The sequence below is a fragment of the Corallococcus sp. AB049A genome (genome assembly GCF_003668885.1).
GTDB classification, from domain to species: Bacteria; Myxococcota; Myxococcia; order Myxococcales; family Myxococcaceae; genus Corallococcus; species Corallococcus interemptor.
Map to the genome: position 1 here is coordinate 1 of NZ_RAWL01000004.1, position 25,687 is coordinate 25,687.

General features: G+C 73.3%; 10 protein-coding genes and 3 pseudogenes. 9 read left to right on the plus strand and 4 right to left on the minus strand.

Annotation, left to right across the window (positions count from 1 at the left end; genetic code table 11):
* Positions 1-22 precede the first annotated feature (22 nt).
* Positions 23-523 carry a GNAT family N-acetyltransferase gene (locus D7X55_RS00785; RefSeq protein ID WP_120548475.1) on the minus strand — a complete coding sequence of 167 codons (501 nt, stop codon included), beginning with the start codon at positions 521-523 and terminating at the stop codon, positions 23-25.
* Positions 524-689: 166 nt separating this feature from the next.
* Between D7X55_RS00785 and D7X55_RS00790 the strand changes: the two genes are divergently transcribed.
* From D7X55_RS00790 to D7X55_RS00820, 8 genes and pseudogenes are all read left to right on the plus strand, one after another.
* On the plus strand, positions 690-6,158 hold the full coding sequence (locus D7X55_RS00790; RefSeq protein WP_121721902.1) for a hypothetical protein: 5,469 nt from the start codon (positions 690-692) through the stop codon (positions 6,156-6,158).
* A 33-nt stretch (positions 6,159-6,191) separates the two neighbouring features.
* A complete protein-coding gene (locus tag D7X55_RS00795; RefSeq protein WP_233609439.1) occupies positions 6,192-7,118 on the plus strand; it encodes a CHAP domain-containing protein in 927 nt (308 codons plus the stop codon).
* A 77-nt stretch (positions 7,119-7,195) separates the two neighbouring features.
* Positions 7,196-7,606 (plus strand): hypothetical protein, encoded by a 411-nt coding sequence (locus tag D7X55_RS00800; RefSeq protein ID WP_233609440.1) that lies wholly within the window; start codon positions 7,196-7,198, stop codon positions 7,604-7,606.
* A 71-nt stretch (positions 7,607-7,677) separates the two neighbouring features.
* A complete protein-coding gene (locus tag D7X55_RS43195) occupies positions 7,678-7,839 on the plus strand; it encodes a hypothetical protein (protein ID WP_158616210.1) in 162 nt (53 codons plus the stop codon).
* Positions 7,840-7,851: 12 nt separating this feature from the next.
* Positions 7,852-8,025 (plus strand): annotated as a pseudogene (locus tag D7X55_RS00805) (hypothetical protein); the annotation flags it as partial.
* Between the two features lie 435 nt (positions 8,026-8,460).
* Positions 8,461-9,471 (plus strand): hypothetical protein, encoded by a 1,011-nt coding sequence (locus D7X55_RS00810; protein WP_120548472.1) that lies wholly within the window; start codon positions 8,461-8,463, stop codon positions 9,469-9,471.
* Positions 9,472-9,521: 50 nt separating this feature from the next.
* The gene (locus D7X55_RS00815; protein WP_120548471.1) at positions 9,522-12,023 is read left to right on the plus strand and encodes an Orn/Lys/Arg decarboxylase N-terminal domain-containing protein; all 2,502 of its coding nucleotides are present in this window, start codon (positions 9,522-9,524) and stop codon (positions 12,021-12,023) included.
* 157 nt (positions 12,024-12,180) lie between these two features.
* Positions 12,181-12,435 (plus strand): annotated as a pseudogene (locus tag D7X55_RS00820) (DUF6444 domain-containing protein); the annotation flags it as partial.
* On the opposite strand, the pseudogene D7X55_RS45620 reads toward D7X55_RS00820, so the two are convergent.
* The 3 genes and pseudogenes from D7X55_RS45620 to D7X55_RS00835 form a co-directional block, all read right to left on the minus strand.
* Positions 12,360-12,530: pseudogene (locus tag D7X55_RS45620) on the minus strand (head morphogenesis protein); the annotation flags it as partial. The pseudogenes D7X55_RS00820 and D7X55_RS45620 sit on opposite strands and share 76 nt — an antisense overlap.
* Before the next feature lie 167 nt (positions 12,531-12,697).
* Complete coding sequence (gene bla / locus D7X55_RS00830; protein WP_233609441.1) at positions 12,698-13,354, minus strand: subclass B1 metallo-beta-lactamase; 657 nt, start codon at positions 13,352-13,354, stop codon at positions 12,698-12,700.
* A gap of 167 nt (positions 13,355-13,521) precedes the next feature.
* Positions 13,522-15,969 carry a protein kinase domain-containing protein gene (locus D7X55_RS00835; protein ID WP_233609442.1) on the minus strand — a complete coding sequence of 816 codons (2,448 nt, stop codon included), beginning with the start codon at positions 15,967-15,969 and terminating at the stop codon, positions 13,522-13,524.
* A 168-nt stretch (positions 15,970-16,137) separates the two neighbouring features.
* On the opposite strand from D7X55_RS00835, the gene D7X55_RS00840 reads away from it, so the two are divergent.
* On the plus strand, positions 16,138-25,677 hold the full coding sequence (locus tag D7X55_RS00840) for a flagellar hook-length control protein FliK (RefSeq protein WP_121721905.1): 9,540 nt from the start codon (positions 16,138-16,140) through the stop codon (positions 25,675-25,677).
* Positions 25,678-25,687 lie beyond the last annotated feature (10 nt).

The following is a 25,687-nucleotide window of genomic DNA, read 5'->3' on the forward strand; positions in this document are numbered from 1 at the left end:
GACTTGCCGGGCCGGTGGGGAGTCAGGCGGGCGGGGTGAGGTTCAGCGCGTACCAGCGGTCGCAGCCGAAGTGGCCGGTGCGGCCCATGGGGGCGCACAGCGGTTCGAAGCCGACCTTGCGGTAGAGCTTCTGGGCCTGATCCATGCCGGCCAGCGTCTCCAGGTAGCACTGCCGGAAGCCGGCGCTTCGCGCGAACTCCAGACAGTGTCTCAACAGGCGCTCGCCCATGCCGTGGCCCCGGGCGGTGGGGAGGAAGTACATCTTCCGCAGCTCGCAGACGTCCGGCGCTCCTCCGTCCAGCGGCGCGATGCCCGCGCCCCCCACCACCTGGCCGCCATGCTCCACCACGAAATACACGTGCCTCGGACGGCTGTAGGCCGCGCTCATCGCGTTGACCTCCGGGTCGTGGATCGCGAACCCCGGACCGTCCGCTCCGAACTCCGGCATCACCGCGCGGATGACCGCCGCCATCGCCGCGTCGTCCCGGGCCTCGATGGGCCTCAACGTCAGTTCCGTGCTCATGGCGCGCACGGTCCCATGACTCTCGTCCGCCGGCCAGCGGCGCCGGGTGTGCACCTGTGCAGCGCCCTGCACAACCGCCACGCGCCCGACGCACCCCGGTGGGTTTCAATCCCTGGCCGTTCCAGGGCATTCTCCGTGGCACGGTCGTTGTAGAGGGGGAAGTTCCATGTACTGTCCTGACTGCCGGCAAGAACGCCTGGGAAGCGCATCCCAGTGCGTTGTCTGTGGCAATCGTCTCGCCGCCCGCGAGCGCTCCGCCATCGAGGCCGAGCTCTCGCACGTCCACTTCCTCCTGGACGAGGTGCGCCGCTGGGACGTCCACGACGTGCCGCCCCACGTCGCCCGCCTCCTCTCCGAACGCTACGAGCGGCAGGCCCGCATCCTCCTCTCCGTCCTCACGGAGTCGCCCATCGGCGCTCAGGCTCCCGAGCCCGTCGCGGCCCCTGTCGAGGCTCCCGTCGCACAGAGCGTGAGCGCCGACGTTGAAGTGGCTGCTGTCGCGGAGGTCTCCGCTGCTGTCACCGACGCTGCCGTCACTCCGCCTGACACCACCGAATCCGCCGTCCGCTTCACCACGCTCGACCTGGCCGCGGCCCTGGGCATCTCTCCTCCGAACCCCGGTGCCCACGCGGCTCGCGCCCCCGCTGAGTCCCGCGCTCGCGCGGTGAACGCCGCGGCCCGCCGGCTGCCCCCGAATCCGGCCGAGCCGTTCATGGAGCCTCCCGCTCCCAACGGCCGCACCGCCCGGCTCGTGGAGAAGACCTCGACGTGGAGAAGCGTGTGGCGGCCGTTCCTCTACGAGAGCATCGCGTGGTTCATCGGCGCGTTCCTCATCCTCTCCGGCACGCTCTACTTCGTCTTCGAGTCGTGGGACGGGATGACGTCCGTCACCCGCTCGCTCACCGTCTTCCTCATGACCGTGGGCTACTCGGTCGGCTTCTCCGTGTGGGGCGGCTACCTCGCCCGCCGCGAGTCGCTGCGCAAGCCGGGCCACATCCTGGGCCTCATCGGATCCGCCGTGGCCCCGCTGGGTGGCGTCGCGCTGGGGCCCCTGGGCTTTGGTGAAGCGCTCCACCTGGACGGTGTGAGCCCCCTGTTGCTCGTGCCGCTGCTCTTCGTCTGGTCCGGCGCCGCCGCGTGGCTCGCCCGCAAGCCCATCGAGTCCTTCGACGCACCCTCCCGGCCGTTCATCCAGCTGGGCCTCGTGGGCGCCACGCTCATCATGGGCCTGGCCTCCCTGGCCGCGCGCATGGGCGCCCCGGCGGTGTGGCTCAACGCCCTGCCGTGCATCCTCTTCTTCCTGCTGTCGAGCAAGGCCACCGCCACGCCCCGGAAGGGCGGTGCGCTCGCCTTCGCCATCGCCGCGCCCCTGTTCCTCACGGCGATGTTCGCCATCCGGTTGCACCTGGCCCTGGGCGCCGCCGGCACCGCCGTTCCTCCTGGCACCTACGCGCCCTTCGCGGCGTTCCTGCTCGCCACCTGCCTGCGCTTCCGCACGCTCGATGAGAAGCGCGCCGCGGATCCGCTCGCGGTCCTCACCATCGCGCTCCAGGTGGCCTGCCTCGCGGGCGCCATCGTCGGCACCAAGCCCGCCTTCTTCTTCACCGCCGCCATCTTCACCGGCACGCTCGTGTCGCTGTCTCGCGGCCCGCTGAACCGCCTGCCGTGGCTCTACCCGGCGTACGCGGGCGCGTACTTCAGCTACGCGACCAGCGCGCAGCTGATTCCCCACGCGCTCACCCTGCTGCTCAATGCCATCAAGACGCGCATGGGCTACCCACCCTCGGCGCCGCTGCCCTTCCAGTACGGCGCGCTGACGGCCCTCCCGTTCGTGCTCGCGGGCCTGGTGCTCGCGTACTTCTCCCAGCGGCGCGGCGAGCGCACCGGTGACGCCCGCTCCCTGGGCATCGCGGATGTGCTGCTGCGCGCCACCACCTGGGCCGCGCCCGCGTTCGCGCTCTTCTCCCACCTGGGGCCTGACTCGCGGCCCTCCTTCCCCGCCACGCTCGCCCTGGCCGTGATGTCCCTGGGCGCGGGCCTGCTGTTCAAGCGCTTCCCGCTGTCCGCCGTGGGCTCGGTGCTCTTTGGCCTGCTGCCCTTCAGCGCCTTCCGCGTCTATGGCGCGGGCCCCGCGGCCGTCGTGTCCGGCGCCCTCGCCCTGGGCCTCGCGGTCCTCGTGTGGCGGCTCACGGACGAGCGCACGCGGCGCTTCATCTCCGCCGTGGTGGGCGTCATCGCGACGTGCGGGTTCGCCATCGCGCTCGGCACGACGCCTGTCACCGCACCCGTCGTGGGCATGACGCTGGGGGCCGCGGGCGTGCTGGTGGCCGCGTTCCAGTTGCGCGACGAGCGCTTCCTGGCCTACGGCGCCTTCCTCGCGGGCGCCATCCTGCCGAAGCTGGCCTCGGCGCATTCCTCGCAGGCGCTGGTCGCGGCGATGGTGGGCGGCTCGCTGGTGCTGGCGCTCCTGGGCGAGCGCGGTGGCCTGCTCAAGCGCTTCGGCGTGCCGGGCCTGCTGTACGCGGGGCTCGCGGTGCCGTGGGGCCTGATTGACATGACGTTCATGGGCCCCGTGTTCCTCACCGCCGCCGCGACGGTGGCGGTGGCCTCCCGCACCTTCCCGGGCGTGCGGCCGGTCGCGGTCGTGTTCGTGGGCCTCTCGCTGCTGCCGGACGTGCCCCACGTCTTCACGTCGTGGGGGCTGTCGCCGGGGCTGTCGCTGGTGCTGCTCGTCGCTGGTTCTCTGCTGGGCTCCGTCGTCGCCGCGCGCAAGGGCAGGAGCGCGAGCACCACCACGGCGGGAATCCTCGCGCTCATCCTGCCGCTGGTGCCGGTGGCGCTGGCTCCCCGGAGCGAGCAGTCCGTGTTCCTGCTGGGCGCGGCGCTGGCGGCGCTCCTCACCGCCCGCGCGCTGCCCGTGACACTGGGCATGCTGCTGGCCACCCTCGAGGCGCTGGGGGCACTGCACGCGTCCGGCCCGCTGCCCCTGCTGGGGCTCGCCGCGTTCCTCAGCGTCCTGGCCCTGCTGGACGAAGTGCCCGCAGTGCGGCGCGTCGCCGCGGGCGGCGAATCCTTCGTCAGCGTCTCCACGCTGGGCGCGATGGCGGCGCTGGGGTTCGCCTCCTTCGCGTGGCACGAGCACGCGCTGTCCACCAGCGCCATTCCGCTCGCGCTCATCGGGCCCGTGCTGCTGCCGCTGTTGTGGACGCGCGCGCTGCGCCAGCCCTTCGTCGCGGCGCTGATGGTGCCCTACAGCGCGTTGACGCTGGCGGCCTGGAACCTGCCCGCATGGACCGCGCTGCTGCCGCTGCTGCCGCTGCTCGTGGTGCGCGCCGTGGAGCACGTGCCCGCCGTGGCCTCGCTGCTCCTGCGCTCGCAGGACGAAGGCCCGCGCCATGAGCTGTCCAAGTGGATGCAGGTGGCGGTCGCGTGCCTGGGCGGATTGGTGCTGCTGGTGCCGGAGTACCCGCTCAGTCAGCGCACGGCCCTCTTCTGCGCCATCGCGCTGGTGCTCATGACGGGCCCGCTGCCCTCCGTGCGCGTCATCGCCGCGTCGCTGCTGCTGCTGTTCATCCCGGAATCGCGGCCCTGGGCCACCGGCCTGCTGCTGGCCCTGGCGCTGGCGGAGCACCACGCGCCCCAGGCACTGGCGTCCTTCTTCCGCGGCCCGCGTGACACGGCGCTGCGCGCCTCCGCCACGGGCTCGGCGCTGACCCTGGCGGCGCTGTCCACGCTGCTGTCGCCGACGCCGGGCGCGCTGACCGTGCTGGGCGCGGTGGTCCTGATGTCCGCGTTCCTGCTGTCGCAGCGCTGGCTGCTCACGGCGGCGGTGGCGGCGTTCGCGCTGGCGCCGCTGGGCCAGACGGCGGACCTGCCGGTGGGCACGTGGCGTCCGGAGGCCGGCGTGCTCGTCGCGGCCGTGGGCCTGGCCGCCGCGCTGCTGTCCGCGCTGTGCCAGTCCGGCGCCGTGCAGCGCAGGCTGACGGACGTCACCGCGCGCCTGACGCCCGGCATCGAGGGCACCTGGAGCGAGCCCCTGTGGGCCGGCGGCGCGGGCACCGTGGCGCTGCTCGTGGGCGTGCGGCTCCTGGACGCGGGCCCGGGTGCGCTGCCCCTGTCCGTGGCGCTCATCGCGGGCATCGCGTCGCTGACGCTGATGGTGACGCGCGAGCGCTGGATGGCGAATGCCGCCACGGCGCTGCTCGGCGCGGTGCTTGTCGCCGCCGTTCCTCCGCTGTGGGCTCCGGCGGTGCTGGCGGCCACGGGCCTGCTGCTGGCCGTCGTGGGCTTCGCGCTGGAGACGCGCGGCGTGGAGGTGGGCGCGGCGCTGCACCACAGTGGCGCGCTGCTGGCGCTGCTGTCGCTGGCGGGCCTGCGCTCGCTGAAGCACCCGGGCATGCCGCTGTGCGTGTTCTTCGCGTGGGTGACGGCGTGGGTGGTGGTGCTGCGCCGCCGCGACCGCGAGTGGATGGGGTGGCTGGCGTCGCTCTTCGCCGTGCACGCCTTCATCCTCCACTACGGCGCGACGCACTCCACCGGCCGGGGCGCGGAGTTCATCGTCCCGTACTTCGGCGCGGCGACGGCGCTGCTGGCCACGCTGGTGCTGTCCGTGGCGGGCAAGGCCGTGCGCGGGCGCATGGGGCGCGCGTTCTCCATCGTCGCGCTCACGGAGGTGCTGTTCGCGGTGCTGGCGGTGCGCCTGCCCGGCGGCGCGGCGCGCGAGGCGTGGGTGGCGTGCGGCGGGCTCGTGTTCCTGCTGTTCGCCCTGGTGCGCCACGCGGCGCGCGAGAAGGACGAAGGCGCAGCGTGGCTCGCGCAGGCGGTGGTGGCGGCGGGCTACTTCAGCGTGCGCTTCATCGGCCTGAACGCGAGCCCCGACGCCGCGGACAGCCTCGCGTCCATCTTCGGTGGCGCGGTCTTCATCGGCCTGTACCTCTTCGTGCGGCGCGAGGGCTCGGGCCTGGAGGTCTTCCGCCGTCCCGCCGTGGCGGGCGCGTGGCTCTTCCCGCTGGCGGGCCTGTTGACGGTGCCGTGGAGCCAGCCCTCCGTGGCCATCGCGCTGCTCGTGGGCTACGCGGCGCACTTCGCGGCGCTGGGGGCGTTCACGAAGCAGCGGGGCGCGGCGTCCACGATGTCCGTCGCCGCGTTCAACACGGCGCTGTACCTCGTATGGCTGAGCACCGGCTCCGGCGAGCCGCAGTTCTACGTCATCCCCGCGGGCCTCTCCCTGCTCCTGCTCCTGCGCGTCTTCCGCAAGAGCCTGTCCCGGGACGCCTACGCGCAGCTGCGCGCCCTGGCGGTGACGGGCATCTACGTGGCCGGTGCGTGGAAGCCGCTGCTCTTCAACGACGGCGGGGCCATGCTCCTGTGCGTGTTCCTCTGCCTGGTGGGCGTGGGGGCGGGCATCGCGCTGCGGATCCGCTCCTACGTGTACCTGGGCTCGGCGTTCCTGGTGACGGCGGTGGCCGCCAACCTGGTGCGCTTCGGCATGCGCGACCACCGCATCGGCGCGCTCTTCCTGTCGCTCCTGGGCCTGGGGGTGGTGGGATTCATGGTGGTGCTCAGCGCCCACCGCGCCGCCCTGCTCCAGAAGTACTCCCGGGTGCGCGACCTGCTCGCGACCTGGGAGGGATGATCGCTGTTTGACGTAAAACGAATCCGGGGTTGAATGCGCACGCGTTCACCCCCGGAGGACTTGTTGCTGCTGCGCCGTTCGTCGCTCGTCACCCTGATGTCGCTGGGCTGTCTGGTGGGGTGTGCGCACGTCCCGGACGGCGCGCCCCGTATGGCGGTGGAACTCCCGAACGGGGCGCCTGTCACGCGGCCTGCCGTTGAAACAGCAAGCGTCGCGCAGGTGGGCGCGGCGGGCGCACTGGGCGTGAAGGCGGAAGCGCCTCCGCCGCTGGCCTTCGTGACGCCGGAGGGCAGCGAAGGGCTGGCGGCGCTGCTGGAGGCGGATCCGCGACCGATGTCGGAGGAGGCGGGCGTCATCGCGGCGGCGCTGGAGGCCGCGGCGCTGCTCACCGGGTCCTCGCAGGGGCCGGGCGGGTTCTGGGACGAGCTGCTGCCTCCGCCGTCGAAGCAGGCGCGCGGCATCGTGGCGCGCGCGGCGCAGCTGGTGGGCGCGCGGCGGTTGGACCGCTCGGTGCCCAATGACTGTTCGGGGCTGGTGCGGCTGGCGTACCTGCAGGCCGGCATCGACCTGGTGGCGCACGGCTTCCTCGCGGGCGAGAACGCGGTGACGGGCATCTTCCGTCGCGCGCAGGCGGCGGGCGCGGTGCACCGGCTGAACCCGCGTCCGGGCGACCTGGCGTTCTTCAAGGAGACGTACGACCGCAACCGCGACGGCAAGCGCAACGACGGCATGACGCACATCGCGGTGGTGGAGGCGGTGGCGCCGGACGGCACCGTGACGTTCATCCACCGGGGCGGCAAGGGCGTGGCGCGCAGCCGCATGAACCTGGCCTTCCCCACGGTGCACCGGCTGAACTCCGGTGCGCTGCTCAACGATTTCATCCGACCGGCGAGCAAGGGGATGCGCGCGTACCTCGCGGGCGAGCTGTTCGTCGCGTTCGCTTCACCTGGAGGTTTGTAGTCTCACGGCAGTCCGTCGCAATGGCTCGCACCGCGAGCGCGTTTGAATCCCTGCGCGGGTGTGGCGTCATCTCTCGCATGAGATTGCCCCTGCTCCTGGGAAGCCTGTTGCTGTCGTCCGGCTGCATCGTCGCGGAGACGCGTCCCTCGCATCCGCACCGGCCGCCCCCGAGGCCGCCGCCCTCGCGTCCCGTGGCGATGGGGTACGACGAAGCGGTGCGGCGCGGCTTCGACCAGTGCCGCGCGCGCGGCTACCGCTGCGACTTGCAGGAGGCGAAGCTCACCGGCAACGACGTGTGGAAGGTGAAGTTCCGCGTGGACGGCCGGGGTGAGAAGGGCCACCTGCACCTGGACTACGACGCCTACTCGCGCAACCTCATCAAGGTGCACGACAAGGTGAAGGACAAGGGCGGCCGGGGCTGGGACGACGACGACTGGGACGGCCCGGGGCGTGGCAAGAAGAAGGGCCACGCGCGCCGGGACGACTGAGGCGCTAGGAGCCTGTCGCGGTAATCACTGGGTGCCTGCCCGGAAGGAGGCCCCCATGGTCAATGCCCGGCATGAGCAAGAAGTTCCGCCCCTGGAATGTGCAGCAGGACTACCTGCTGCCGCCGTCGCTGCTGGACTGGCTGCCGGAGCACCACCTCGCGCGCTTCGTGCAGGAGGTGGTGGAGGAGTTGGACTTGGGAGCCATCTACGAGGCGTACGAAAAGGAGCTGTGAGGCGACCCGCCGTACGGGCCGAAGATGATGGTGGCGCTGCTCTTGTCCGCGTACTGCACGGGGGGGACGTCGTCTCGGAAGATTGAGAGGAAGACGCAGGAGGACGCCCTGTACGGCAAGGGCAAGCGAGGCGACGAACTGCCCGCCGAGTTGCGGCGCGCGCAGACGCGGCTGCAGCGCATGTGAGAGGCCCGGCAGGCGCTGGAGGCAGAAGCCAAGGCCGCCCGGCAGGAGTGGGCGCTCCTCTGCGCTACCCACAACCTCCTCAAGCTCTTCCGCATGACGGCGGCGTAGCGGTCCGCCGCACCCAGCGGCGGACCGGCGTCTCTCGTCCGGTCTCGCCCCCAACCCCATTACCGCTACACACTCCTGGCGCGGCCGCCGACACCTGCCTCATGGCCTCCCGGCGCTCGGCGCGAGCGGGAGCCACTCTGCCCCAGGTCGCCGGCCCCCTGTCAGCCGCTCCCCACCCGAGCCCGCGTCCCGAGGACACGCACCCGCGTTCGGGGGGGACGCGGGCGCGCTCCCGCCTCGTGGCAAGTGCCTGGAGGCACGTCTCCCTCCAGCGGGCACAGCGCGTGCAAACCGCTGGCGCACCCGTCCTTCCCCGAGGAGCCCTCCATGAACGTGCTTGTCCCTCACTCCCAGGCGCCGCAGCACTCCGAGTTCGAGCCGGCCTTCTGCCAGGCCACGCATCGGATGACGAACCTCAACACCATCAAGGTCTCGTCCACCGAGCAGCACACGCAGGAGCGCCAGCAGCTCCTCCTGCGGCTCTCCGAGGCGTTCGAGCACCTCAAGCGCACCCTCCAGGCCGAGGACCTTCCCGCCTACTTCCGCACCCCCGCGGAGCGCGAGCAGTACCTGGCCTACCTGCGCAACCTGCGCGTGAGCTCCACGGTCGTCGAGGGCTTCTACTTCATCAACAACATCGAGGGCACCATCCAGCTGGGCTCCCACGTGCTGGAACTCGTGCGCAAGCAGTTCAGCGACGAGCAGGTGACGCTCTTCATCCAACTGCTCATCCTCCACGAGTGCGTCCACATCAAGCAGGGCCTGCTGAGCTCCAACTGGCGCGGCATCACCAACGCCTCCGTGGTGCTGGAGGACATGGACTACATCTGTGACTCTGTCTCCATCGCGACGGCCATCGCCTGGGACTCGCGCCTCAACGGCTTCAGCCGCGACATCGCGAAGAAGTGGAGTGACTTCCAGGTGCTTCAGCTGGGCATGTTCGCGCGCGTCTTCGACACGGGTGACGTCATGACGACCCTGGACGAGGGCTTCCTGCGGCGCCTGCTCATCTGGAACTTCCAGCACGTCCGCATTGGCTCGGCCCGCTCGGTGAAGGACGTCTTCGACCTCCTGGAGAAGAAGGTGTCCGTCGAAATCCAGGGGCTCGAGGGGGAACTGGATCAGGGCTTCTTCAAGGTCGTCCGGCGGGCCGTCCCGGACGCCGAGTGCTTCGTCTCCCACGGGGGAGACCTCTTCCGCTCCGTGTCCCGCAAGGATGTCTTCAACGTCCCGCGCATCGTCGAAGCGGTGATGCGCTACGACTGGGCCACTGTTCGCCGGGAGATGCTCTTCTTCGTGGAGCTCTACGGCCAGGCCTTCCTGATTCCACCCGCGTAGCGCCCCCTGCCGCCGCCGCGTCCCAACCGCCCTTCCCCGGGAGTGCACCCATGCGCCATCACGCGCTCATCGTCAGTCCAGACACCCGAGCCGACCTGCGGACCACCACGCCTGGAGCCGCCCTCCAGAGAATCATCGACCGCCTCCAGGAGCGCGGCTTCGAGGTGACGAGCTCCGCCACCCTGAAGGATGGCCGGGCCGGACTGGAGGCCTCCCAGGACTTCTCCGTCGTGGTGCTCGACTGGGAGCTCATCCGCGACGAGGCCCAGCGCATCGAGGCGCTGTTCCAGCGCCGCCGGAGCCTGGGCGCGCACTCGGCCCGGGCCCCGGAGGGCCTGCTCAAGGCGGGTCCGAGGGGGGAGTCCATGGATGCGCACGCCGTGGACGACGAGCTACTCCCCTATCTGAAGTTCCTCCCGGGCGCCCCGCCCGAGCCCACCGCGCCGATGGCGCTGCGTGCCCTGCGCTCGGAGGGCGGGGCGCTCGAGCACGGCCGCCCACTCCCGGAGACGTTCCGCGAGGGCTTCGTGTCCGTCGAGCTCCAGCGCATCCGGGCGCGCAACAAGGAACTGCCCCTCTTCATCTGGACGGCGCGCATCGACCTGGGAGAGCTGCCCCTCAACCTCCTGAAGGAGATTGAGGGCTACATCTGGAAGACGGAGGACTCCCCCACCTTCATCGCCGGGCGGCTGGAGGCGGCGAGCCGCACCTTCCACGAGCGCATCACCCCCTCCTTCTTTGGGGCGCTCACGAAGTACGTGACGGAGAGCAACTACTCCTGGCACACGCCCGGCCACATGGGAGGCATCGGCTTTCTCAAGTCCGCCGTGGGCCATGGCTTCCACGCCTTCTTCGGCGAGAACATGCTCCGCGCGGACCTGTCGGTGTCCGTCCCGCAGCTCGGCTCGCTGTTGGACCACAGCGCGGTGGTGGGGACGGCGGAGGCAGAGGCGGCGCAGACGTTTGGCGCCGAGCGCACCTACTTCGTCACCAACGGCACCTCCACATCCAACCAGATTGTCTTCCACGGCACCGTCAACCGGGGAGACGTGGTCCTCATCGACCGCAACTGCCACAAGACGTCCATGCAGGCCATCGTGGCCATCGGCTGCATCCCCATCTACCTCAACGCCACGACGAACGAGCTGGGCATCATCGGCCCGGTGCCCGCCTCCGAGTTCAGCCGGGAGAGCATCCGGCGGAAGATTGAGGACTGCCCCCTCATCCCCGCCGAGCGCAAGGAGCACGCCGCGCGCAACCTCCGGCTGGCCGTGCTCACCAACAGCACCTACGACGGCCTGTGCTACGACGCCGTCAAGGTCGAGCAACTGCTGGCGGACCTGGGCGTGCGCAACATCATGTTCGATGAGGCGTGGTCCTGCTACACGCGCTTCCACCCCTTCTACGCGCGGCGCCACGGCATGCTCGCCCCGGAGCAGGCCCCGAGTGACACGCGGCCGGATGCCCCCCGCGTCTTCGCCACGCAGTCGACGCACAAGGTGCTCACGGCCCTCTCCCAGGCCTCCATGATTCACGTGCGCAACGTGCGCGACGAGGAGGGCTTCCACGAGCGCTTCAACGAGGCGTTCATGATGCACACCTCCACCTCGCCCCAGTACACCATCCTGGCCTCGCTGGACGTGGCGTCACGGACGATGGCGCTGTCGGGCAGGAGCCTCGTGGAGGAGGCGCTCGTGGAGGCGCTCACCTTCCGGGACAACATGGAGAGCATCTCCGCGCGGCTGGCGGCCCAGGGCGACTGGTGGTTCCAGGTGTGGCAGCCGCCGGGGCAGGCGCAGCGCACGCTGAGGCAGCTCAGGGCCCAAGAAGACGCGAAGCTCAGCGAGGGCTGGTGCCTACACGCAGGGGAGAGCTGGCACGGGTTCCAGCCTGTCTCGCCCGCCGGGGAGGGCGCCACGCTGCTGGACCCGACCAAGGCGACCCTCTACACGAAGGACATCCCCGCCTCCGTGGTGGCCAACTACCTGCTGCGCGAGGGCATCGTCGTGGAGAAGACCGGAGCCACCTCGTTCCTCGTGCTGTTTACCCTGGGCATCACCCGGGGCAAGCTCGGCACGCTCGTCTCGGCGCTGTTCGACTTCAAGCAGGCCTATGACGAGAACCGACCGGTGGCGGAGGTGCTGCCGGACGCCGCGAAGACGCCCGCGGCGAGAGGCGGCCGGGTGGGCCTCAAGGACTTCTGCCGCGCTTTGAAGGAGATGCTGCCGCATGCCCTGCCGCCCGAGCAGCTCCCGTCCCAAGTCATGCTCCCCTCGACGGCGTACGAGCACATCGTCTCCAACACGCTGGAGCGGGTGCCGGTCAGCGAGGCGGCGGGGCGGGTGGCGGCGAAGATTCTCGTCCCCTACCCTCCGGCGATTCCCCTGGTGATGCCGGGAGAGCGCATCTCCCAGGAGGTCGCGGGGCTCCTGCGGGACTGTGAGCGCATCGCCAACGAGTTCCCGGGCTTCGGCATCGACCTGCATGGCATCGAGCCGCAGGTCGAGGCGAATGGGCGCACGCGCTACTTCATCCGCTGCGTGAGGACGTAGGCCGGCCCCCGCTCACCAGCGCATGTCCTGGCTCTCCTCGGTGACGACGGACCGTGCGGAGAGCCTGTACGTCCGCCCATAAGCGTTCAGGGGGATGCGCGGCTGAAGAAGGCGCAGGCCAGCAGCCGGCGGGAGGCCTGTCGCTCGCAGAGGCGGCGTGGGATATCGGACACTACATGCCGTGGCCGAGGTCGACCCCAAAGATGCGCGCATCGCGGAGTTCGAGCGTCAAGTCGAGGAACTGACTCGACTGGTGCACGAGTCGCGGGAGCAGTTACGGCGCAACTCGGGCAAGTCGAACCGGCCACCGTCGAGCGACACGCCGGGGCAGAAGGCAGAGCGGCGCAGGCGCGCGGCAAGCAGGGCCACGGCGTGGTCCATGCCTGCAGCGGTGCCGACGTCCAGGGCCTTGGCCACCGGCAGCCGGAGGACGTCCCCTGCGAGGGTGTCCGTCACCGCCCGCGCTTCGTGGATGAGGAGGAGGCTGTCAGCGGGAACTGTGCACATGGGCCACCTCCTGCGTCACCGACTCCACGGAACCGCGGCGCCTGGAGCGCACCTTGTTCGCCGTCTGAAGAGGCTCAAGCGCCAGTGGCCTCGTGCGGTGCAGTTCGTCATGGACAGCACTGTGCTGCGTTGGTTTCCACCGCTGCGCGCAGCTTCTGGCGACCTACTTAGCCCTTCGAGGTCTGCTTCAGCAGGGCCTCGGTGTGGTCGAGCAGCTCCAGCCCACCGGGCTGCTCGTGACCGGGGATGATGATGCGAGCGTTGGGGAAGTGCTCGCGCTCGCGCTGGAGGCTTGAGGGCCACGCGGCGACATCCGCGTCCTCCAGGTTGCCCAGGGTCTTCGCGCGGGCGTCCTTGATGAAGCAGCCTCCATAGAGGATGCCCGACGCCGGGTGCATGACGACGAGGTTGTCGGGCGAGTGCCCCGCGCCGGGGAAGAACACCGACAGTGGCCCGAAGTCCTGCGCATCCGCCAGCCGCTGGGAGGGCACGGGGTTGCCCTGCTTGCCCGCACGCAGCGCGGTGTCCTCGCGAGCGTGAACGGGGATGCCCTGCGCGTCGAGCGTGGGGATGCCGCCGGTCCGGTCCAGGTGGAAGTGCGTCACCACCGCTGCGCGCACGGGGTGGTGGAGTGTGTCGCGGGCCCAGGTGAGCAAGGCCTTGGAGTGCTCCGGAGTCCACCCGGTGTCGACGAGGATGGACGCGTCACCGTCCTCCACGAGGAGCCCGTTCGCGGTCACGCCCGCCCAGTCTCCGCCCGCTTCCGTGACATGCATCCACACGCCAGGCGCCAGGCGCCGCACCCGCACGTCCTTCGCGAGCACGAACTCCTCCTGGGATGGCGGAGGAGGCACGGAGGGAGCGGAGGCACAGGCCGTGAGGAGAAGCAGGAGGGCGGAGGTTCTGAGGGAAGTCATGGGGAGGGCGAGTGCAAGATGGATGCACGGCGGATCCGCGGCCCTCGTGACACACGCGCGTCCATGGAGCCACGTTACGGCGCGGTCTTCTTCTTCAGCTCTTCCAGGGCCCGGTTGAACGCCTGCGGGTTGCAGCCCTTGCCGCCGGGAGGATTCTCCGCCGCGCGCGTGAGGGCGGGCAGGGCGGCGGCGTCACCCAGGCTCGCCAGCCGCTGGGCTGCCTTCGTGCGCACGCCGCAGTCGCTGGACTCCAACGACCGGGAGTAGAGCCCCACCAGGTCCAGGCCCGCGGTGTCCTTCGCGTCCAGATAGCGCAGCGCGCCCCACTGCTTCACCGAGGGTGCTTCCCGGGCCAGCGACTCCAGACGGGAGCGCACCGTCGCGGGGGGCAGCGCCTCCAGGGCCCGGCGCGCGGAGAGGTCCTTCTCGTTGTTCCCGAAGTCCTCGGCCAGCCCGTCCATGAGCCGGGGCTCCGGTGCCTTCCGGCCCTCCTCGTCGAGGCCCAGGATGAGGCCGTGCTCCTCGTTGTGCCGGTTCAGCGCGTGCTTCACCACCGCGCGAAGCCGCGTCGCTTCCGCGTCGTTCGGCGCGTCGGGCGCCTCCAACCGCTGGAGCGCCTCCTTGGGCTTGTCGTCATCCAGCAGCCCGCGCGCCTGCACCAGCGGATCATTCGCGTGCACCATCCAGGCGCCACCCGCCAGCACCAGCGCCGCCAGAGCTCCCGCGGCGCCCGCCGCCACGCGCGGACGCTGCCGCAGGAACGCGATGCCCTGACTCGCCTTCGTGCGCAGGGTGTCCAGCGGTGACGGCTTCGTCCCGGAGTCGGGGATGCCCAGCGCCGCGCCGAAGGGTGAGCCCTCCGTCGCGCGCGTCACCCGGTACAGCTGCACCTTCTCGTCGCGGCCGGGCAGGGGGATGGCGCCGCAGGGCTCGGCGGTGGCCTCGGCGCGGTTGCGCACCATGTTCACGGCTTCGGTGAAGGTCACCTCGTCCGCGGCGGCCACGTGCTCCACCGCCTTCACGACCTCCATCGGCTCGCCGAGCACCGAGTCGTTCGTCACCAGCACCTCGCCCGCGTGCAGGCACACGCGGACGTGGAGCTGCTGCTCCTCCGGCACCGTCTGGTTGTAGCGCCACAGCGCCTGCTGCATCGCCATGCCGCAGCGGATGGAGGCGGAAGGGGCGCGGAAGATGGCCAGCAGCGCATCGCCGCGCTTCTGCACCAGCTTCCCGTCGTACTCGCGCACCAGCGGCGTCAGCAGCCGGTCGTGCGTGTCCAGCATCCGCGCGTTCTCCTCGTGCGTCTGCCGGCTCATCCGGTCGGTGAAGCCCTGGATGTCGGTGAGCATCACCGTCACGTTCTGCGCCTTCGCCACCCCCGCGCCGCCCGTCACCGCCGGGCCACCCGTCAGCCGGACCGTGCCGAACGCCGCCGTGCCCGTGCGCGGCTGCGCCTGCACCGGAGGCGCCGTCACGGAAGGGACCACCGGCGCCGGCGCCACGCCGAACGCCGCCGTGCCCGAGCCCGGACCCGGGGGCGCGGGGTTCACGCCGAACGCCGCCGTGCCCGAACCCGCGGGCGCCGCCGGATCCACCCCGAAGGCCGCCGTGCCGCTGGCGGGCGTCGTGTTCGCATGGACGATGGGCGTGCCCTGGCTGGGCGTGAACGCCATCAGCGCCGCGTGCGCCAGACCCAGCGCGTCCGCCAGCTCGTTCGCCGTCTGGGGACGCTTCGCCGGGTCCTTGTCCAACAGCCGCATCACCAGCGACAGCAGCCCTACGTAGCGCGACAGCTGCGGCGCCGCGCGGTCCAGCGGCAGCGGCGCGTGCGAGGCGTGCTGCGACAGGAAGTGGCGCGGCGTGGGGCCGTCGAACGGCAGCCGTCCGGACAGCACGCGGTAGGCCAGCACTCCAAAGGAGTACAGGTCGCTGCGCGTGTCCACCTTCGCGCCCACGGCCTGCTCCGGGGACAGGTACTCCGGCGTGCCCAGCACCACGCCCACCTGGCTGAGCGCGCTGCCCGCCTCCGGCTCCACCAGCCGCGCGATGCCGAAGTCCAACAGCCGCGCCTGTTCCCCGCGCGCGGACGGGGAGATGAGGACGTTCTCCGGCTTCAGGTCGCGGTGGATGATGCCCTTGTCGTGGATGGCCGCCAGGCCCTCCGCCAGCTGCTGGAGCAGCGCCAGCGCCCGGGGCGCGAGCAGCGGGCCGCCCTGGAGCGCGTCATAGAGGCTCTGCCCCTCCACGAACTCCATGACCAGGCACGCGGCGTCGCCGGACTGGCCGAAGTCCACGATGCGCACCACCGCCGGGTGCTCTACCGCCGAGAGGAGGCGGGCCTCGCGCTTGAAGCGCTCGGCCATGCCGGCCTGGGCGTGCAGGTCGTGGTGGAGGACCTTGATGGCGACCTTGCGGCCCAGGGAGACCTGTTCGCCCAGGTACACCTCACCCATGCCCCCGGAGCCCAGGGGCTTGAGAACCCGGAAACGACCATCGAGGACCAGTGCGTCGGGGGCCAGCACGGCGCGGCATATTGCACGGCTTCCCCATTGGGCGCATGACGTTCCTCCAGGACGGAATCGCCTGGACAACGCCTGGGTGCGCCGTGCCCCTCCGCCTGCCTCCCAGCCAAGGGTTTGCCTAAAAATTCCAGGGCTTAGGGGGCATGGTAGCCTCCCCACCCTCCACCGATGGCCACCGACAGCGAGTCCCCCAAGCCCGTCGCGCCCGCATCCGGCGCCGCCCCCGAGCTGCGCCTGCTGGATCGGCGTGCGTTCGTGGGCTTTCCGGCCTTGGAGGTCCAGCCCGGGCTGCGCATCGCCGACTTCGCGCTCCAGATTCCGGACGTCAGCTTCCCGTTCAACGTCAGCGCGGGCGCCACGCGCTACCAGCGCAAGAAGCTGCTCTTCGGCTTCCTGGAGCTGACGGTCGACGCGGACCTCGTCACGCGCAAGGTGGCGGAGCTGGCCGGGCGGCTCGCGGGCGTGGAGGAGCTGCGGCTGCACTTCCGCCCCGGCTACCTGGAGGGCCAGGGCCGGCTGCCCGCGCCGGAGCGCACGCCCTTCACCTTCAAAATCGCCTTCGACGCGGATGGGGACCGGCTGGCCGTCTACGTCTACGACGTGCGGCTGTATGGCTTCTCCGCCACGCCGTCGGTGCAGCTGCCGGGCCTGTTGTCGGAGGCCGTGGGCGCGCTGGGCCTCTTGCCGGACGTGGAGGTGCGCGGCGCCACCGGCTTCTCCACCCGCGTGCTGCCCGCGCTGTGTGAGCTGGCCGCGCTGAGCCGTGGCTACAAGGTGCCCACGCTGGACACCGCGCGCCTGTCCGCGGCGGAGGTCTCCAGCACGGGCCTGCGCCTGCGCTTCGCCGCCGGAGGGCTGCCCCCGCCCGCCGCGCCGGACGAGGAGCTGATGCTGGCGCTGGAGGGTGCCCGGGCCTTCGCGGACGCGGAAGGTCTGGTCGCGCAGGGACGGCTCGCGGAGGCGCGGCAGGCGTACCTCCAGGCCGGAGACGCGCAGGACGCGCACCCGTTCGCGGCGGAGCGGCTCTTGGCGCTGCTGGTCGCGGATCCGCAGGCGCACGACCTGGCCCTGGACGTGGCGGCCACGCTGTCGCGCCGTCGTGACCGCAGTCCTGCCGCGCTGTGGGGCGAGGCCGTGGTGCGCGAGCGCCGGGGCGAGGGTGCCCGCGCGGCCGAGCGTTACCTGGCGCTGTGCGCGCTGGCTCGGCGCACGTCGGAAGAGGCCGCCGCGTTCTTCGCCGCCGAGGCCGCCGCGCGCTCCTCGCGAGACACCGCGCCCCAGGTGGCGGTGAAGGCGCTGCATGAGCTGCTGGGCCTCAAGCCGGACCACCTGCCGTCGTTGAAGGCGCTGGCGCGCGCGTCGGACCAGGCTCGGGACCGGGCGGGTGCGGTGCGGGCGTACCGGCGGCTCGCGGCGCTGGCGCGCGATCCGTTGGAGGCCGCGGACGCGCACGTGCACCTGGCGCGGCTGTGCGCGCAGACGGAGGACGACATCGCGGGGGCCCGGCTGCACTGCGAGGCCGCGCTGCGCCTGTCGCCGGATCAACCGGACGCGCTGCTGTTGCTCGGCGAGCTGTGCCACCGAGGTGGTGAGCACCTGCGCGCGCTGAAGGCGCTGGACCGGCTGCGCGAAGTGTCCATGGCGCGCCATGAGCTGGACCGCGTGGGACAGGCGGACCTGCTCGCGGGCCGCGTGTGGGAAGAGGGCCTGAAGCAGCCGGAGAACGCGCTGCTGCGCTACCGCGAGGCGGTGTCGCTGCTGCCCGGTGAGCCGGAGCCGCTGTTCGCCTCCGCGCGCGTGGCGGAAGGCCTGGGCCGGTTGCAGGAGGCCCTGAGCGGCTACCAGCAGGCGCTGGAGCTGGCGGGGCCGGCGCCGCGCTCGGAGAGCGTCCGTCACGCCGCGCACGAGAGCCACCACGCGCTGGCGCGGCTGTCGCGCACGAAGCTGGGCGACCCGGCGCGGGCGCGCGAGCACCTGGAAGCGGCGCTCGCGTTGGATCCGCGCGATGCCGTGGCGCTGGAGGAGCTGATTCCGTACTTCCGCGTCACCGGCCGCTCGCAGGAGCTGGCCGAGGCGCTGGAGAAGGCCGCCGCGCTCAAGGAGGAGCCGAAGGCCCGCGCCGCGCTGTGGGCCGAAGCCGGTGAGCTGTACCGGGGCAAGCTCCAGCAGGCGGACAAGGCCGACAAGCTGCTCACGCTCGCGCTGGAGGCGGACGGCGACCACCGGCCCGCGCTGGAGTCGTTGCTGGCGCTGGCCGAGGCCCGCCGCGACGGCGCGCAGCTCACCCGGTGCCTGGCGGCGCTGGCGCGGCTGACGACGGAGCCGAAGGAGCGGGCGCAGAAGTACCGCCGCCTCGCGGTGGCCGCGCGCGACCTGGCGTTCGACCTGGACCTCGCCGTGCACGCGCTGCAGGAGGTGCTGCGCGCGGAGCCGGACGACCTGCCGGCGCTGGGCGAACTGTGCGCGTTGCAGCGCAAGCGCTCCGACCTGGCGGGCCTGGCCACGGCGCTGGAGGACCGCGCGCGCGTGGCCGAGGCGCAGGGCGACAAGCGGCTGGCGGCGGCGGCGCTGCGCGAACTGGCCGGCGTGCTGGAGGCGCGGCTGGGTCGCGTGGGCGACGCGCTGGTGGCGCTGGAGAAGGCCGCGCGGCTGGCGCCGGACGCGGCGGTGCTGCTGGACCTGGCGGACCTGAGCCTGCGCTGCGAGCGGCCCGAGCACGCCCGGCGCGCGCTGGAGTCGCTGCTGGCCACGCTGCCGCGCACCGCGGCGCCGGAGAAGCTGGCGGACGTGCGCGCCCGGCTGGGCCGCGCGTGTGAACTGCTGGGCGACCGCGAGGGCGCCATCGCCGCGTACGCGCAGGCGTTCCCGCTGCGGCGGCTGGACGACGTGCTCGCCACGCGGCTGGAGGCCCTCTACACGGAGGCCGGCGAGACGCAGGCGCTGGCCGAGCTGTGGGCCACGCGCGCGCAGGCGCTGGCGGGCGCGGACCGGGCGGAGGAGGCGGCGCCGCTGTTCCTCCAGAGCGCTCGTGCCCTGCTGGAGCGTGGAGAGAAGGCCGCCGCGCTGATGCGCCTGGCCTCCGCGCTGGAGGCGAGCCCCGAGGGCCCGCTCGCCGCCGAGGTGCTGGAGGCGCTGGCCGAGCTGGAGCTGGAGCGCGGCGAGAAGCTGGAGGCGGCGCGGCTGTACGCGCGGCGGGCCACGCTGGTGCCGGATGCCCGGGCGGGCGCGAAGCTGCTCTTCCGCGCGTCGCTGCTGGCCGCGGGCACGAGCCGCGAGGAGGCCTTCCTCGCCGACGCGCTGGAGCGCGACGCGACGTTCGCGCCCGCGCGCATCCGCCGGGGTGAGCTGCGGCTGCCCACGGATGCCCGCGCCGCGCTGGAGGACTTCGAGGCGGTGCTGGGCCTGCCGCCCGCGGACGTGGATGCCCCGCGCGAAGCGGAGCGCGTGGCCCTCACGCGCAAGGCCGCCACCGCCGCCGTGCGCGCCAACCGCACGGACGCGGCGCGCCGGCTGCTCGCGGAGTTCTGCGCGCGCGTGCCGGAGGACCTGGACGCGCGGCTGGAGCTGGCCGCGCTGCACCGCAAGGCCGGCGCCCGCGAGGCCCTGGCGGACCTGCTGGTGGAGCTGTGGCCGCGCCTCTCCGGAGACGCCCGCCGTCAGGCCCGCCGCGAGCTGGCCGAGCTGTGCCTCGCCCTGGGCCGCGCGAGCGCGTCCGCGGATTCGCTGCGCAGCCTGCTGGCGGAGGAGCCGCAGGACGCGTGGGCGGCGCAGGCGCTGCTGGACCTGCTGCCTCCGCCCGGCACGGGCACGCCGGAAGAAGAGTCCGAACGGCTGGAGCTGCTGGGCACGCTGGTGTCCGCCGCGTCGGGTGAGGCTCGCGCCGAGCTGCTCGCGCGCCGGGCCACGCTGCACCGGAGCGCCGGCCGTATGGGGCCCGCGCGCGATGACTGCGCCCAGGCCGCGAAGCTGTCGCGCCGTCCCGCGCCGCTGCTCCTGATGCTGGCGGAGCTGGCGCGCGAGGCGTCGGATGCGCCCGCCGAGCTGGATGCGTGGCGCCGCGCCGTGGCCGCCGATGCCACCCTGGGCGCCCGCGCCCGGGAGCGGCTGCTGGCCCTGGCCACCGTGCTGCTGGAGAAGGACGAGCGCGCCTCCGCCGGGGATGCGCTGCGTGCCGCCATCGCGCTGGAGCTGCCCGCCGACGCGCGGTGCGATGCCTTCTTCCAGCTCGCGGAGCTGGCCCGCCGCGACGGCAAGCCCGCCGACGAAGCCGCCGCGCTGGCCGAGGCCGCGCGCCAGGGGCCCACCGCCCGCCGCGTGGAAGCGCTGCTCATGCGCGCCACGCTGCTCGAAGGGCAGGAGGACCGCGAGGCCGCCGCGAGCGACCTGGAGGCCGCGCTCTCCCTGGCGCCGCGCCACGAGGAAGCGACGCTCGCGTTGCAGCGCGTGCTGCGCGACCTGGAGGACTGGGCCCGGCTCGCGGAGTTGCTCGCCGCCGAGGCGCCCCACGCGCAGCCCGCCGCCGCCGCGTCGCTCTACTCGGAACTCGCGAGCCTCTACCTCGACCGGTTGGGGCAGGGCGCGCCCGCCGAGTCCGCGCTGCGACAGGCGCTGCGGCTGACCCCCGCGGACGCGTCGGTGCGCCGCCGGCTGGTGTCGCTGGTCGCTGACCGTGGCGAGCTGCTGGAGGCCGCGGGCCTGCTGGAGGCCGCGGCGGAGGACGCCGACGCCGCCGAGGCCGCTGCACTGCTGCGCGAGGGTGTCACCTACGCGCGGCAGGCCCAGGAGCTGGACCGGGCGCTGGCCCTGGCGCGTCGCGCGCATCAGCGCGTGCCCGCGAAGGGCGAGGACCTGGCCACGCTGGCGGACCTGCTCTACCTGCGCGGCGCGGTGCGCGAAGCCCTGCCGTTGCAGGAGGCCCTGGTCCAGGCGGCGGACTTCCGCGCGGCCCCGGAAGCGGCGGAGGCCACCAGCCTGCGCCTGGGCGACCTGGCCGAACAGTCCGGCGACGTGAAGCGCGCGGTGGCCGCGTACCGGTACCTGCTCACGCAGCGTCCGCTGTGCGAGCGCGCCGTGGAGCGGCTGTCCGCGCTGCTGGAGCGCGATGATCCGCGCGGTGCCTTCGAGGTGCGCGTCGCCCACGCGCGCGTGCTGGCGCCGTCCGAGGACACCGTCGCGCGGCTGGTGGCGCTGGCGGAGCGGGCGCGCGAGGCGCTGGCGGACGCGGCCATCGCCGCGTCGCTCCTGTCGCACGCGGCGCAGATGGCGAAGGAGCCCCTGCCGCTGCGCCGCCGGCTCGTCGCCCTCTACCGTGAGACGGGCCGCACGTCGGAGCTGCTGGCGGAGCTCCAGCCGGTGGCCGCGCTCAGCCTCGAAGCGGGAGACGTGGACGCCGCGCTCGCGGCCTGGGACGAAGAGTCCCGGCTCGCGGAGTCGCTGGGCCGCGCGGACGAAGCGCTGCGGGCGCTCGCGAACGCGCGGGACCTGCTCGCCGACGAGGAGCGCAACGCCGAGGCCGCCGCGTGCGAGCGCCGCCGCGCGGAGCTGCTGCGCGACGTGAAGCTGGACCTGAACGCGGCGGAGGCCTCGCTGGAGCGCGCCTTCGGATTGGCCGCGGAGCTGGACACCGCCCGCATGGGCGCGGCCCTGGCCGAGCGCCGCGACGACGCTGCCGCCGAGGCCCGGTGGTGGGAGCGCGGGCTGCCCCGGATGACGGGCACGCGCGAGGGCGCGGCGGTGCTGCTGCGCCTGGCCCGCCTGCACCTGGGCGAGCTCGCGGACGCGCCGAAGGCAGAGGGCTTCCTGCGCCAGGCCCTGCGTCAGGACCGCTGGCTGAAGGAAGCCGAGGACCTGCTCGCGGAGCTGCTGGAGCGCGACGGCCGGCTCGCGGAGCTGGCCGCCTGGTACGAGGAGTGCGCGGAGTCGGAGCTCGACGCCGACCGTCACGCGGCGCTGCTGTACCAGGCCGCGGTCCTCTACCGCGACCGCGCGGACAAGCCGGAGGCCGCCGCAGCCGCGCTCATCGCCGCGCGCGCCGCGAAGCCGGACGACCTCAACCTGACCGCGCAGGCCGCGGAGCTGCTGCACCAGGTGCGCCGCCCCGCGGACGCCGCGGAGTTCGACGCCATCCTGTTGGAGGCGGACCCCTTCCGCGAGCCCGTCTTCACGCGCCACCGCGCCTTCCTGGAGGAGAGCGGCGAGCGCCAGGCCCTGGCCGAGCTGATGCTCCGCCGCGCCGAGCGCCAGACGCCCGCCGAGGCCGCCGCGAGCTACCTCGCCGCCGCGAACGCCTTCCGCGAAGAGGGCGCCCGCGAGCGCGCCATCCTCTGCGAGGACCGTGCCTTCGAGCTGGACCCCGCCAACGCGGAGGCCTTCCAGCACGTGCGCGAGCGCGCCGCCGGAGACGTGCGCCGGCTGGCGGACCTGCTGGGTCAGCGCGCGGAGGCGGTGACCCCCGACGAAGCGCTGCCCCTGCTGCGTGAGCGGGCCCAGCGCCTGCTGGACGCGGGCGAAGCGCTCAAGGCCGCCGAGGCCTTCGACGACTACCTGGGCCGCGCGGGCGGCGACGTGGATGCGCTCTGCGCACGCGCGGAGCTGGCCGCCCAGGGCGGAGGCCCCGCCGCCGCGCAGCCGTACGACCGCCGGGTGCTGGCGCTGGGCGGTGACTCGCTGCCGGTGCCGGTGCGCGTGCGCACGTGGCTGCGTTTGGGCCATGCGTCGCTCGCGTCGGGCGCGTTCCACGACGCGGCGGATGCCTTTGAAGCCGTGGTGTCGCTGGAGCCAGAGGGCGCGCGCGGCGGTGAGGCGCTGTCGCTGCTCGCGGAGGTGCACTCGCGCACGGGCAACGGCCCTGGCCTGTACCGGGCGTCGTTGCAGCTGGCGCGCAGGGCCCAGGACGCGGCGACGGAAGAGGTGCTGCTGCGCCGCGCGGCCGACCTCTTCGATGATCCGCGCGAGGCCATCGACGCGCTGGTTCCGCTGGCCCGGCTGCGCCCGGCGGACGCGGGCGTCATCGACCGTGCGGTGGAGGGCCTGCGCGCCCTGGGCCGCCACGGCGACCTGCTGGGCATCTACGAAGCGGGCGCGGAGGCCGCGGGAGGCTCGCGCGCCGCGGAGCTGCTGCTCGCCGCCGCATCCGTGGCGAACGAGTCGCTGTCGGACGCGGACACGGCGTGGGCCCTCACGCGCCGCGCGGCGGAAGCGGATCCTGAGAACCCGGCCGCCCTGCGCGCGCTGGTGGACGGCCTGCGCGCGCGCAAGGAGTCCACGGAGCTGCTCGCCGCGCTGGAGCGGCTGATTCCGCTCACGGACGACGCGGACGAGTCCGCCGTCCTCCGGCTGGAGTGCGCGGCGCTGGCGAAGGACGCGGGCCGCGAGGACGCCGCGCGCGACGCGTTGGAGGCCGTGGTGGCGCGGGGCGCTTCCGGTGCTGGCTACGCCGACGCGCTGGAGGCCCTGGAGCCACTGCTCGGTGACGCGCACGCGCGCCGCGCGGAGGTCCGTGTGGCCCGCGCGGAGCTCGCGTCGGGCGAACAGCGCGTGTCCCTGCTGGTGGCCGCCGCGCGCGCCTTCGAGAAGGCCGGCCTGCTGGAAGACGCGCTGAAGGCCGCGAAGTCCGCCGTCGCCACGGAGCCGGATCTGCGCGCCGCGCTGCTCGTCGCGCACCTGCACCGTGCGTCCGGAGACGCGCCCCGCGCGGCCCGTGCGCTGCTCCAGGCGGCCCGGCTCGCCGCGCCGGAAGAGCGTCCGCCGCTGCTGCTGGAGGCCGCCGGCCTGTGGGAGAAGGCCGGAGAGATGGGCGAGGCGCTGGAGGTCGTCGAGCGCATCGCCACCGACGCACCGGAGATGCTGTCCGCGTCGGAGCTGGCCGAGCGCTTCGCCCGCCTGGGCGCCTTCGCGCGCGCGCTGGACGTGGGCTTCGCGCCCGCCATGGCCGCGGGCGAATACACCGACGCGCTGGCCATGGCCGCGCAGGCGGGCGACGTGCCCCGCACGCGCGTGGCCCTCTGGGCGCTGTGCGCGATGCCGGACGCGGACCCCGCCCACGCCGCCGCGCTGGCGGACGGGCTGCGCGAGGACGCGGAGTGGGAAGGCCTGCTGGAGCTGGCGGCCCTGTCCCACGAGCGCGACACCGCCTTCGCCGTGGCGCTGCGCGACGAGGTGCTGCGCGCGCGTCCCGCGCCGGTGCTCTCGCGCCTGCGGGCCCTGGCGGAGCTGACCGGGGAGCCCGGCCTCGCCGCGCGCCTGATGCTCCTGTTGCCGGAGCTGGGCCTGGAGCCGGAGTCCCTGGCCGAAGCGGTCCTCACCCAGGTGCGCGCGCTGCCGGAGCCCGCGCGGCTGGAGTCCCTGGCCTTCGCCGCGGACGGCTGGCCCGCGCGCCGCGAGGAGCTGCTGCGCGAGCGCTACACCCTGGAGCGCGAGCTGGGCCGCCTGGAGTCCGCCGAGCGCACGCTGGCGCTCATCGCCCAGGACACCCAGGACGCGAAGGCGCGCGCGCTGCTGCACCTGGAGCGCGGTGAGCTGCTGCAAGGCCCGCTGGCCCAGCCCGCCGAGGCGCGCGAGGCCTTCGAGGCAGCCCTCGCCGACGACGCGGACAGCCTGGCCGCCGTGCACGCGCTGCTCGCGCTGGTGGACGAGGCGCGCGAGTCCACGGTGTTCCTCACGCTGGCGGACACCCTCGCGAAGCTCGCGGGCGCGGACGCGTGGGCGCCGTACCGCGAGCGTCTGGCGGACGCCTACGAAGCGCAGCAGCGCTGGGCCGAAGCGGCCACGCAGCTGGAGCAGCTGCCGGCCACGGACGAGCGTCTGTCCCGCCGCGTGAAGTTCGCCGAGGCGCGCGGCCTGGTGGGCGAAGCGCTGCGGCTGCGCGAGCGCCTGACGCAGGACCCCGCCGAGCTGGAGGTCATCCTCCGCGGCTACCTGGACGCGCAGCTCGTGGGCCCGGCGGTGCGCCTGGCGGAGCGGCTCGCGGACGCGCAGCAGCTGACGCCCGCGCTGACGCGCTGGGTGACCGAGCGCTTCTCTCCGACGCCGGACGGCGCGGTGCTCGCGGTGCGCTTCTGGCCCGCGCTCCTGCGTGAGAAGTGGCCGGACGTGGACGGCTGGACGCTCTACGCGGAGGCGCTGCACGCCCTGGGACGTCCGGAGGCGGAGCGCACGGACGGCATCGGCGCCGCGCTCGTGGGCAGCGACGCCCCCGCGCCGCGCGCTCCTGTCTCCAAGCTCGCGCGTCCCGAGCAGGACTTCCAGCACCCGGAGCCGGACGGTCTGGTGCCGGTGTCGGAAGCCAGCCTCGCGCGGCTGCACGTCGCGCTGAAGCCGGTGCTCGAAGCGCTGGGGGCCGAAGCCGTGCGCGTGTCCGTGGATCCTCGCGGCGGCGTGGAGGCGTACCTCACGTCGCCGGACGCGCTGGTGCTGGGCGCGGGCGCGCTCGGCTGCTTCGGCGCGGTGGAGCTGGGCTGGCTGTGCGCGCTGGCGCTGGCGCTGGGCTCCGAGGGCGTGGAGCTCACCCGTCCCGGCGCGGTGCTGGCGTGGGAGGACGCGGCGGTGGCGGCCTGGCGCGCGATGCCCGCGTCGCTGGCGGCGGGGCGCGTGCTGGCGCGGCTGGACTCGGACGTGCGCGGCGGTGACCCGGCGGGCGTGGATGTGGGTGCGGTGCTCTCCCGCAGCGAGGCCTTCCGCCAACTGGCCCTGGCTTCGCTGGACGCCTAACCTGGGACGC